Source organism: Ruminococcus sp. MSJ-25, assembly GCF_018917825.1.
GTDB lineage: Bacteria > Bacillota > Clostridia > Oscillospirales > Ruminococcaceae > Hominimerdicola > Hominimerdicola aceti.
Window position 1 is genome coordinate 149,499 of the sequence record NZ_JAHLPI010000014.1, and the last position, 12,235, is coordinate 161,733.

Sequence of the window (12,235 nt, forward strand, 5' to 3'; positions counted from 1 at the left end):
TTAATATATTTATTCCATATAAACAAAAGCACATTGAGATTATTGTACAGTTAAATTATTTGAACATACATAAAATGTAAATTGTTTTACGCGATTATTACAAAAGTGAAAAATAGCTGAAATTTCAGCTTAATTTGTTGACATTAAGGTTCAATGGGAGTAAAATATACTTTGTTCAAGGAATATTGCCTTTAAATTAGTTGGCTAGTTTGAGGAAAGTTTTGTGTATTTCACTGAAAAGGTTTTAATATGCTTGACTTTTATCAGAAAAAATTATACAATATTCTTTGCGACTGAATAAAGTAAATTGAAAAGGAGATATAAATGAATAAGGTCATAGCAAAGATCCGCAGCGGAATAGGCGGATATCTGAAAGATAACATCTTGTTTCTAACATTTGTATTTGCATCTGTTCTGAATGGATTTCTTCTTAGAGCATTTACTGTTAAGTTTAATTACAGCCAGATAAAACCGCTTATGGCTGACTTTGCGGTAATACTGCTGCTAGCTCTCATATCATATGTGTTCAAAAAGCCAAGAAAGCAGTTTGTCTATCTTTTGATACTGACAATAATTTTCTCTATACTTTGTACGGCAAACTCAATTTATTATACAAACTATAAATCATTCATCTCAGTGTCACTTGTTTCCACGGCATCACAGCTGGGCGGAGTAATGGACGCCGTTACTGAGAATATCATGGAGCCTAAGGATCTTATCTTCCTGTGGGATATCCCTGCTATCATAGTGGTATATATACTTATCAAAAGAAGAACAAGAGATTATATCACTCAGGTAAAGGAAAAGAGAAAACGCCGCAGATATGCACTTGGAACATTCTGCGTTTCTATAGGTCTTGCGGGTATCTTCTGCTCAACACTTACCGGTACTGATTATTCAAGACTTGCAAAACAGTGGAACAGAGAGTATGTCCTTGGAACTTTCGGACTGTATACATATCAGTTCAGCGATGTTATATCCTGCACTCATGCGAAGATAAACATGATGTTCGGATATGAGGAAAGCGAAGAGGTTTTCAATAAGTTCTATGACGATAAGTCGAAAACTGAGGAAACTTCCGAAAAGAGTAACAAGTACACAAATATTTTCAAGGATAAGAACATTATAGTTATCCACGCTGAAAGTTTTCAGCAATTCTGTATGGATACATATATAAACGGAGAAGAGCTTACACCTAATATGAACAAGCTTGCGAGAGAGGGTCTTTATTTCTCAAATTTCTACGCTCAAGAGAGCGTGGGAACAAGCTCAGACAGCGAGTTTACCTTTGCTTCTTCACTTATGCCAGCTTCAAGTGGTACAGTTGCTATCAACTATTGGGACAGAGATTACACAACTACCCAGAAAATGCTTAAGAAGAAGGGCTATTATACTTTCAGTATGCACGGCAACAACGGCTCTTACTGGAACAGACTTAATCTACATCATTCCCTTGGTTATGATGATTTCTTTAACTATAACAAAGATTTTAACATTGATGAAACTATTGGTCTTGGTCTGTCAGACAAATCGTTCTTCAGACAGGCAGTGCCAAAAATCGAGAAGATAAACAAGGAGCATGATAAGTGGTATGGTGCGTTCCTTATGCTCACAAACCATACGCCGTTTACTGACATTGAGCGTGTGAGCGACTATGAGGTAGATTTCAAGTATAAGATGTACAACGAAGAGGACGGGATGTATGAGGAAAAATCTGCACCGTTCCTTGAGGGCACAAAGCTTGGATCTTATTTTAAGTCTGTTCACTATGCAGATCAGGCTATCGGTCAGTTCATGACAGAACTTGACAATGCAGGACTTCTTGATAACACTGTAGTTGTTATTTATGGTGACCATGACGCAAAGATAAAGGCAGAGGAGTATGACCGATATTTCAACTATAATCCTTTCACCGATTCTGTGCTTACAGAAGATGACGAGGGCTATGTTCCTGTTGACGATTTCTACTACAATCTTAACAGAAAAGTGCCTTTTATAATCTGGTCAAAGGACGGCGGATATGAGCCTACAGAGGTCAAGCAGATAATGGGTATGTATGACGTTCAGCCAACACTTGGAAATATGTTTGGCTTCTCAAATGTCTATGCACTTGGTCATGATATCTTTTCTGTTGCTGATAACGAGGAAAATGTTGTTATCTTCCCAAACGGCAATTTTGTAACAGATACTGTTTACTATGATAGCCAGAAAAACACATATTTTGATCTTACGGATTACAAAAATGTGGCAACGTCGGTGTCATGCAATCAAGTATATAAAGATGATCCTAACCCAGTGTATATGGACAACGATCAGGGTCTGTTCAAGACCACTGTGAATGAAACGTACTGTCAGGATTCTTGTAATGCACGAATAAACGATGGTGTTGTGGACGAGGATTATATCAGTAATTATTCAAATTATGCCGAGGAGCGAATTAACATCTCCAATGCTATAATCTACTATGATATGATATATAAGACCGACCACGGTTTCAGCGACAACAATATGAACGGTGACAATTCATCGTCAGGTGCTAATTCTGTTTTTGCACCGCCTGAGAATAAGAGAACATTTGGAAGACACGCTGCACCTCCTTTACCCTTAAAAATGCAATACTATTATTCACAATATTTAATATTATAGCATAACTGAAAAGAAATTGCAAGGGCTTTTTGAGATTTTTTTTGAAATTTCCGTAAAATCGCATATATTTATCGTTTTCGATTAAAAATAAAGACAAAATGCCTTGAAATTTCATTGAAAATAGTGTATAATTACACTTGTGATTTGTGTAATTTTGTTTTGAAATGACAGGAGGTCATGAAAATATGGATCCGCAGAAAATTCTTGATTACGGTGCAAAGCTCATCGTAATTTTCATGTGTATACCTATCCATGAGTACGCTCACGCATGGGCGGCAACAAAGCTTGGGGATGATACTCCACGTTATCAGGGTAGACTTTCCCTTAACCCTCTTGCACATCTTGACCCTATTGGTGCATTGTGCATATTCTTCATAGGTTTTGGTTGGGGTAAACCTGTTCAGGTAAACCCTATCAGGTTTAAGAATTACAGGAAGGGCATGGCACTCACGGCAGCCGCAGGTCCTATCTCAAATATCATAATGGGACTTATCGGAATAGTTCTTTATAAGCTTTTCTATGTGCTTTATATAGTGCATTATTCTATAGCTCTTTACTATGTGTCGCTTATATTATATTACTTTACAGCTATAAATGTGGGACTTGCAGTGTTCAACCTTATACCTATCCCGCCGCTTGACGGTCAGAAGATACTTTCTTACTTTACAAGCAGTAAGGTAGATCGCTTTATGGCACAGTATCAGAACTATATCGCTATTGCATTTATGATACTTGTTGTAACAGGCGTTCTTGATACGCCTATAGGTTGGTTACAAAATGGTATGTTCTGGATAATGGATAAGCTTACGTTCTGGGTTGACCCTATACTAAAAGCGATATTTTTGAAATAAAACTGTTCATGAAAGGAAAAACGTAAATGAGTGCTGCTCAGTTCAAGCTGGATATGTTTGAAGGACCGCTTGACTTGCTTCTTCACCTTATCAGCAAGCACAAACTGAATATTTACGATATTGAGATATCTTTGCTCCTTGAACAGTATATGGACTATATCAATGATCTTGACCACGAGGATTATGAGGATGCCGCTGATTTTCTTGAAATGGCGGCACGCCTTATATACATAAAGACCTGTTCGCTGTTGCCTCATGACGAGGAGTCAAAAGAGCTTAAAAAAGAGCTTGAAGGCAGGATCATCGAGTATTCTCTGTGCAAACAGGCGGCACAGACTCTCCGTGAAGTTTACGTTGGTGACCTTGTTTTTATAAGGACGGCGATAAAGCTTCCTATAAACAAGACCTATACCCGTGAGCATGACCCTCAGTGCCTTTACGACGCTTATATGGGCATATCAAAGAAAGCCCGTGAGAGCGTTCCGCTGAAAGCGAAGATGTTCGAGCCGATAGTTTCACATAAGATAGTATCGGTCACATCGAAGATAATCCATGTCCTTAAAAGACTTTATAAGCATGGTGAATGCGATATGGGCGACCTTTATGACGGCATGACAGAGAAAAGCGAGAAAGTCGCTACTTTTCTTGCTATATTGGAGCTTACAAAGTCTGGCAGGATATTTCTCAATGACGATAACTCAAAGATTTTTTTCAACAAGGCTTCAAAGAACAAAAAAGTCGAGTCCGACTTCGATAAGCCTGTTGTTATCGAAAGCGAAACGACAGAAGCTGTCCCCGAGCCTGAGCCTATAGAAAATATACTTGACGATGAGCCTGCAGATGAGATAGAAGAAGTTGCTGATGTTGACGCAGAGCGTGAAGAAGCTTCTCAGTCAAAGCGGTATATATCTGCAAAATCCGAGCGCATATCAGGTGAAGTTATTGCGGCGTATGCTCCTGTGAAGTCAGCTGAGGAGGTCATGGCAGAAATGGAGCAGATATCTGAAAAGATAGACAGTGTTGATGTATATACCGAGCCTGTTATGGCAAAGTCTGAGCCTGAACAGCCTGATGAAGCCGCTATGGAGGAAATTAAGCTCTTGGAACAGCTTGCGGATATCACCCCTGACACAGTGTTCAAGCCTAATTACTGGGCAAAAAGAAGATATTATTGGGGATATTCACCTGTTGGCGATGACGGAGGCAATAATTACTGGTGCTACGGATAAAATAAGAAAAGGGATAATCTATGGAACATTCAAATATACAGGCAGCCGTCGAGGCTGTGCTTTTTGCAAGCGGAGAGCCTGTGGAAAGCGAGAAGTTATGCGAGGCAGTTGGTATCGTCAAAGATCAGCTTGAGGAAGCTCTTGGCTCTTTGGCGGATAAATACAGCAAGGCTGAAAGCGGAATTACGCTTCTGAGCCTTAATGGGTCATATCAGCTTGCCACAAAAGAAGAGCTTGCGACATTCATAAAGGCGGCTTTGGAGATAAAGAAAAACTCTGTTCTTAGCCCTGCGGCAATGGAGGCTCTGACAATAGTCGCATACAATCAGCCTGTAACAAAAGGCTTTGTGGAGCACGTCAGGGGAGTTGATTCGTCAGGTGTTGTTAATTCACTGGTGGACAAGGGCTTGCTTGCTGAGGCTGGCAGACTTGACCTGCCTGGCAGACCTATTGCATACAAGACGACGGACAATTTTCTCCGTTGTTTCAGGCTGTCAAGCCTAGACGATCTGCCGCCTATCCCTGATAAGCAGGAGCAGATAACCATTGACGAGATAACAAAAGAGAATGATACGGAAGAATAAAGTATGACCGTGAGGGGAGATGATAACGATAATTGTTTTATGGATACTGCTTGGTATTATAGCGGTTATTGTTATCCTGCTTCATTTTTCCATTACGGCACAGATAGATCTGAATAAAAAAGGCTTTGATCTTAGAGTACGGTATATGTTTTTTGACATTTACCCACGAAAGCTTAAAAAGAAAAAACAGAAAAGATCAAAAAAAGCTGAACTGCCTGAGGATAGTTTTGATGATTTTGAGGAGTTTGAGGACAATATTGAAGAAAGCTTACCTGTCCCACAGACTGATGATACGCCTGATAAAACAGGAGAAGTGTCCGAGCAAATTGTTGAAGTTAAGCCTGAAAAAATAGAAAAGAATGAAGCAGATGAAAATGTCAGCGTGGCTGAGGTAGAGGATAAGCAGGAAGATATCGCTGATATTGATACTGATACCAATGTTGAAACTGGTGCAGAGGACAAACCCGAGAAAATAACTGTGAAGCAGGAGAAAAAGGGCTTTGCCGGAAAGCTTTTTCATAAAAAGGATAAGGGTGAAAAGAAGTCGGTTTCTAAGTCTAAAGAAAAGAAAAAAAGCAAGTTCTATGAGCTGAAAGCGCAGTATAAAAAGGTGAAGCCTTACATTCCAATGGGCTGGAAATATTTTAAAAAGCTTCTGAAAGCTATACGCTTTACAGACACAAGGATAGTTCTTGACGTTGGAAAAGAGGACGCTTACGAAGCGGCTATGCTATACGGCAAGGTGCAGGCAGGGCTTTTCAATACCATTGCAATACTTGCGGGTGTTTTTACAGTAAAGCTTAAAAAAGCTGATGTGAACTGCATTTTTGATGAAAAAAAGTTCGGATATGACGTTCATACCTTAGTCAGGGTAAGACCAAGCACTTTGATAGCAATAGGGTTTTGCACGGGCGTTAATTTTCTAAAAATATATCTTTCAGGCAGACGTAAGAAAAAGCGTGCTGCCAAGCGTCGCAGTAAAGAGTTTGCGGCTAAGAAGAATGAAGTTAAAGCAACAAATTGAAATACGAAAGGTTGAGAAAAATGAGCGAAAGTACAAAGATCGAGGGTCTTGTTAAAACTGCAATGGACAAGGTCCGTGAAATGGCAGACTGCGAAACTGTTGTGGGCAAGCCTATCGTTACCGCAGATGGTACTACTATAATCCCAGTTTCAAAGATATCAGTTGGCTTTGCGTCGGGTGGCTCCGACTTGCCAACAAAAAGCACAAAGGAAACGTTTGGCGGTGGCTCAGGCGGAGGAGTAACTATCCAGCCTATCGCTTTTATCGCTGTTTACAAGGGCGAAGCAAAGCTTTTACAGCTTTCAATGAATGCGACAAAGGAAAACGCTATCATAAATATGGTACCTGAGGTAATAGATAAGATAACAGATTTTCTTGGCAAAAAGTCTGACGACGAGGACGAAGACGAGGAATAATTTTACTGAATTTTAAAAGCACAAGTGAGCAAACTAATCCTTGAAATTGATTTTAAGGGTGTGGTTTGTTTGAAATGCGTGACGGTATTTATTTGTACGGTCATGATGATGTGCTTTTGCTGTATGAATGTCAGTGCTGACGATCTCAGTGAGATATCCGCGAAGAGTGCTATAGTTATAGACGGTGAAACAGGAGATGTGCTGTTCGAGAAAAACGCCTATGAAAGGCGTCCGATGGCAAGCACTACCAAAATAATGTCTGTGCTTCTTGTGCTTGAAAGTGGTGAAGATCTTGACAAGCAGTTCGTGGTAGACAGCGAAGCTATAAAGGTCGAAGGCTCGTCCATGGGTCTTCAAGTTGGTGACAAAGTCACTCTGCGCGATCTATGCTGTGGCATGCTTCTTCCAAGCGGAAATGACGCTGCAAATGCTGCTGCGGTAAGAGTGGCAGGAAGTATCGGCAAGTTCGTTCAGCTTATGAACAAAAAGGCTGAACAATTGGGGCTTAATGATACTCATTTTGTAACGCCGTCAGGGCTTGATGATGATACAGATGAGCATTATTCCACTGCAGCGGATATGGCAAAGCTTGCAGCGGAAGCAATGAAAAATGAAGATTTCAGGGCTATATGCCACCTTGAAAAGGTTGAGTTGTGCTATGGAAACCCACCGTATGACCGCTGGCTAATTAACTCAAACAAGCTTTTAAAAAACTGTGAGGGTATTGTGGGCGTAAAAACGGGGTTTACGGACAAGGCGAGGAGATGTCTTGTTTCAGCCTGTGACAGAAAGAATAAAGAGCTTATATGCGTTACCTTGAATGCTCCTGATGATTGGAATGATCACTCAAAGCTCTATGATTATTGCTTTGATTTTGTATCTAAACAGAAGCTTCCACTGGATAAAAGTAGTTTTGATGTTGCAGTTGTTGGCGGAGTGAGCGACAGTGTGAAATGTAAGGTAGGGCATGCAAGTGCTGTGCTTTTGAACGGCAGGGCTTACAAAGTCAAGACAAAGATATATCTGCCAAGGTTTGTTTATGCGCCTGTGAAAAGTGGAGATAAAATAGGGCTGGCATTGTTTTACTACAATGATGTGGAAATAGCCCGAACTGATATCACGGCGGTGGAAGATGTGATGCTTGCAGAGCCTGAAAAGCCAGATATATTCCACTATTATCTAGATAAGCTGAAAAAATTGTTTGCATAACGGCTCAATGTGAGCCGTACATAAATAAGGAGAAAATATGGAAAAGATTCGTATACAGAAAATAATGTCTGACAGTGGTGTTTGTTCAAGAAGAAAGGCAGAGGAGTATATCTCAGAGGGAAGGGTAAAGGTCAATGGCAGACCTTGCAAGCTTGGCGACAAGGCTTTGGCAGGCAAGGATATAATCACCCTTGACGGGGAAAAAATATATGTTGCCAAGAAAAGACAGCTTTATTATATCATGCTCCACAAGCCAAGAGGATATGTTACCACAATGAGTGATGAGCTTGATAGAAAGTGCGTAACCGAGCTTCTAACAAAAGTGCCTGAAAGAGTTTACCCTATTGGCAGACTTGACAAAAACTCAGAGGGTCTGTTACTTTTCACAAATGACGGAAATTTTGCCAATGATATCATGCACCCTTCAAGGCATATCGCTAAGACTTATCGTGTTACAGTAAGACCTGACATAAATGATGAACAGCTCATAAAGCTTGCTTCAGGAGTTGAAATAGACGGCAAAATGACGCAGGAGTGTTCAGTTGTCGTGCTCGACAAACAGCCTGGCAGGGTTGTGCTTCAAATGACTATCCATGAGGGCAGGAACCGTCAGATAAGAAAAATGTGCGAAGCTGTGGGACTTGAAGTTGCAAGACTAAAGCGCACTGCCATCGGTCCGATTAAACTTGGTATGCTAAAACCAGGTGAGTATAGAGAGCTTAAACCTGACGAGCTAAGGGCTTTAAGAAATGCTATCACCAAAAAATAACGCTTATCGAGGGTCTCTTTTTGTCAGGAGGCCCTTTGCTATTGTGCAAAATGCTTAATAATATGCGTGTATCGATATTGATTATGCTACTAAACGTAAAATATGCGGAAATAGGTCAATTTACTCTTGTAAATTTGGCGAAAAAATAGTATAATATTAAGTGTATAAATATGATAAAATCCAGTAGTTTTGCGTTATTTTATCACAAAAATTATTTGAATGGAGGAAACTGTATGTCTGATTCAATTTCTACTCTTGCAGAGCTTAAAGCTGCGTCACAGACTCCTACTGCTGCAAGAAACAGGCTGACATATTTGTTTGACGAAGGAAAATTTACAGAGCTTGACGCTTATGCTGCTGCGGGTGACTCCCTTGCCGGAGTTATTACTGCTTTTGGCTATGTTGAGGGTAATCCTGTATATGCTTTTTCTCAGGACGTGACTGTTAAGGACGGTGCTTTGACAGAGGCACAGGCAAAGAAGATAGCAAAGGTTTATGACCTTGCTGCTAAGACAGGAGTTCCTGTTGTCGGAATATTCGATTCTTATGGTGCTGACGTAAGCGACGGTTCAAAGGCTCTCAATGCTTATGGTGAACTGCTTATGTGGACTTCTAACCTTTCAGGTGTTGTTCCTCAGATAGCTGTTGTCGCTGGCACTTGTGCAGGCTGTGCAGCAATGCTCGCTGAGTCTGCTGATTTCACTGTTATCGCAAAGGACGCTGAGCTTTATGTTGCACCAAATGCAAACATAAAGAACTCTGCTGAAAATGCTGCTGAAAACGGCACTGCTGCTGTTGTTTGTGAGGACGATAAGGCTGCTGTTGAGGCTGCTAAAAATATACTTACAAAACTTCCACAGAACAACCTTTCACCAGTACCAATGTATGAATTTGCTGATCCAACTGAGGCTGTTGGTGATGACGCTGATGGCATTGCAAAGGCTGTTTGCGATGGCGACAGTGTAACTGAGCTTAATGCTGAGTATGGCAAGGCTTCTTATACAGCACTTGCAACACTTGGCGGTGCTACAGTCGGCGTTGTTGCTACTAACAAGACAGGCGACAAGCTTACATCTGCTGATTGCTCAAAGATCGCAAGATTTGTAAGAACTTGTGACGCTTATGCTATCCCTGTTGTAACTTTTGTTGATACTGAGGGCTTTAAGGCCGATGATGATACTGAGGCTTACGGCGCTGTTAAGGATATGGCAAAGCTTTGCCACGCTTACGCTGAGGCTACTACTATTAAACTTGCTGTTGTTACTGGTAAGGCTTATGGTCCTGCATTTATTGCACTTGCCGGTAAGGGTTCAAATGCTGATCTGTCATTTGCTCTTGATACCGCTGTTATCTCTGCACTTGCTCCTGTTACTGCTGTTGAATTCCTTCAGCATGACGAGCTTAAGGGTGCCTCTGATCTTACTGCTGCAAGAAACACTCTTGCTGATAAGTTCGCTAAGGAGAATGCCTCTGCTGCTGTTGCTGCAAAGAATGGCTGCGTTGACGGCATAATCGCTAAGAACGAGATCAGACAGACACTTATGGATTCTATCGAGGTAATGGCTGGAAAGAGAATTTCCAGACTGCCTAAGAAACACAGCAATATTCAGTTGTGATAAACATATCAAATTAAAAAGATTGGTGGTTTTTTAAGATGAAAAGATATAATATTACAGTAAACGGAAAAGCTTATGACGTTGCAGTTGAAGAAGTTGGCGGAAGCACCGCTGCTGCTCCTGTAGCCGCTGCCCCTGTTGCAGCCGCTCCTGCTGCTCCAGCTCCAGCCGCAGCACCTGTTGCAGATGGCACAAAGGTAACAGCTCCAATGCCTGGTACTATCCTTGACATCAAGGTAGCTGTGGGCGACACTGTTAAGTCTGGTCAGGCTATCTGCGTACTCGAGGCTATGAAGATGGAAAATGACGTAAACGCCCCTTGCGATGGTAAGGTGCTTAGCATCAATACAACTAAAGGCTCTGCTGTTGAGACTGGTGCAGTTCTTGCTGTTATCGGCTAATAACATTCCTGAAAAATAACGAAAGGATCGATTGAAAATGGCAAAGCTTAAAATAACTGAAACTGTCCTCCGTGACGCTCATCAGTCACTTCTCGCTACAAGAATGTCAATGGACGATATGCGTGAGATACTCCCTGAAATCGACAAGATCGGTTTTTATTCTGCTGAGTGTTGGGGCGGTGCTACATTTGACTCATGTATCAGATTCTTAAATGAAGATCCATGGGAAAGACTTCGTATACTTAGAAAAGAAATGCCTAACACAAAGCTCCAGATGCTTTTCAGAGGTCAGAATATGCTTGGCTACCGTCACTATGCTGATGACCTTGTTGAGTATTTTGTACAGAAGTCTATTGCAAATGGTATTGATATCATCAGAATTTTTGACGCACTGAACGATATCAGAAACCTTGAAACAGCTATCAAGGCTGCTAAGAAGGAAAATGGTCACGCTCAGGTTGCTATCTCGTACACACTTGGCGAGGTATTTACTCATGAGTATTACATGAACTATGCAAAGCAGATCGAGAATGCAGGTGCAGATTCTATCTGTATTAAGGATATGGCGGCTCTTCTGACTCCATATGAGGCTGAAACACTTGTTAAGGATCTCAAGTCAGCAGTTAAGATCCCGATCCAGTTGCATACTCACTACACATCAGGTCTTGCTTCCATGTGTATCCTTAAGGCTGTTGAGGCTGGTGTTGACGGCGTTGATACTGCAATGTCACCACTTGCTCTTGGTACATCTCATGCACCAACTGAGTCTATAGTTGCTACATTCAAGGGCACTGAGTATGACACAGGTCTTGACCTTGTTAAGCTTAACGTGATAAGAGATTACTTCATGAAACTCAGAAAGAAGTACATCGACAACGGTCTGCTTGACCCATCAATGCTCGCTACAAATACAAACGCACTTCTTTATCAGGTTCCTGGCGGAATGCTTTCAAACCTCCTTTCACAGTTGAAGCAGGCTGGCAAGGCAGATCAGCTTGACGACGTTCTCAAGGAAGTTCCAAAGGTTCGTAAGGACGCAGGTTACCCACCTCTGGTTACACCTACATCACAGATCGTTGGTACACAGGCTGTGTTCAACGTAATCATGGGCGAGAGATACAAGACAGTTACTAAGGAGTTCAAGGGACTTGTTAAGGGCGAGTATGGTAAGACACCGGTTGCTATCGACCCTGAGTTCCAGAAGAAGATTCTTGGCGACGAAGAGCCTATCACTTGCCGTCCTGCTGACCTTCTCCAGCCAGAGTTTGAAACAATGAAGAAGGAGGCTGCTGAGTGGACAGAGCAGGAGGAAGATATCCTCACATATGCAATGTTCCCTAAGGTTGCACCTAAGTTCTTCAAGGACAGACGTGATAGAAAGTACGGCGTTGACGGTAAGCACTCAGACGCTGAAAATAAGGTTCACCCAGTTTAATAACAATTATCCCACAGTTTCGGCTGTGGGATTTTTTTGTCTGTGGCTCTTGAAA

At 41.4% G+C, this 12,235-nt stretch carries 11 protein-coding genes; all 11 read left to right on the plus strand.

Annotated features, from left to right (window positions below; genetic code table 11):
* Positions 1–324: 324 nt before the first annotated feature.
* The gene (locus KQH97_RS04850) at positions 325–2,646 is read left to right on the plus strand and encodes an LTA synthase family protein (RefSeq protein ID WP_216553049.1); all 2,322 of its coding nucleotides are present in this window, start codon (positions 325–327) and stop codon (positions 2,644–2,646) included.
* Between the two features lie 185 nt (positions 2,647–2,831).
* A complete protein-coding gene (locus KQH97_RS04855) occupies positions 2,832–3,497 on the plus strand; it encodes a site-2 protease family protein (protein WP_038671741.1) in 666 nt (221 codons plus the stop codon).
* A gap of 26 nt (positions 3,498–3,523) precedes the next feature.
* Positions 3,524–4,726 carry a ScpA family protein gene (locus KQH97_RS04860; protein ID WP_216553052.1) on the plus strand — a complete coding sequence of 401 codons (1,203 nt, stop codon included), beginning with the start codon at positions 3,524–3,526 and terminating at the stop codon, positions 4,724–4,726.
* A gap of 20 nt (positions 4,727–4,746) precedes the next feature.
* On the plus strand, positions 4,747–5,310 hold the full coding sequence (gene scpB, locus KQH97_RS04865) for an SMC-Scp complex subunit ScpB (RefSeq protein WP_046440628.1): 564 nt from the start codon (positions 4,747–4,749) through the stop codon (positions 5,308–5,310).
* Positions 5,311–5,329: 19 nt separating this feature from the next.
* Positions 5,330–6,334 (plus strand): hypothetical protein, encoded by a 1,005-nt coding sequence (locus KQH97_RS04870; RefSeq protein ID WP_216553056.1) that lies wholly within the window; start codon positions 5,330–5,332, stop codon positions 6,332–6,334.
* A gap of 20 nt (positions 6,335–6,354) precedes the next feature.
* Complete coding sequence (ytfJ, locus tag KQH97_RS04875; RefSeq protein ID WP_022288406.1) at positions 6,355–6,750, plus strand: GerW family sporulation protein; 396 nt, start codon at positions 6,355–6,357, stop codon at positions 6,748–6,750.
* 123 nt (positions 6,751–6,873) lie between these two features.
* Positions 6,874–7,959, plus strand: a complete 1,086-nt coding sequence (locus tag KQH97_RS04880; RefSeq protein ID WP_253286369.1) for a D-alanyl-D-alanine carboxypeptidase family protein — start codon at positions 6,874–6,876, stop codon at positions 7,957–7,959.
* 37 nt (positions 7,960–7,996) lie between these two features.
* Positions 7,997–8,728, plus strand: a complete 732-nt coding sequence (locus tag KQH97_RS04885) for a pseudouridine synthase (RefSeq protein ID WP_022288408.1) — start codon at positions 7,997–7,999, stop codon at positions 8,726–8,728.
* A 233-nt stretch (positions 8,729–8,961) separates the two neighbouring features.
* On the plus strand, positions 8,962–10,344 hold the full coding sequence (locus KQH97_RS04890) for a carboxyl transferase domain-containing protein (protein WP_216553060.1): 1,383 nt from the start codon (positions 8,962–8,964) through the stop codon (positions 10,342–10,344).
* Between the two features lie 38 nt (positions 10,345–10,382).
* The gene (locus tag KQH97_RS04895) at positions 10,383–10,745 is read left to right on the plus strand and encodes a biotin/lipoyl-containing protein (protein ID WP_117856405.1); all 363 of its coding nucleotides are present in this window, start codon (positions 10,383–10,385) and stop codon (positions 10,743–10,745) included.
* A 37-nt stretch (positions 10,746–10,782) separates the two neighbouring features.
* Positions 10,783–12,180 (plus strand): oxaloacetate decarboxylase subunit alpha, encoded by a 1,398-nt coding sequence (locus KQH97_RS04900; RefSeq protein WP_022288411.1) that lies wholly within the window; start codon positions 10,783–10,785, stop codon positions 12,178–12,180.
* Positions 12,181–12,235: the final 55 nt, after the last annotated feature.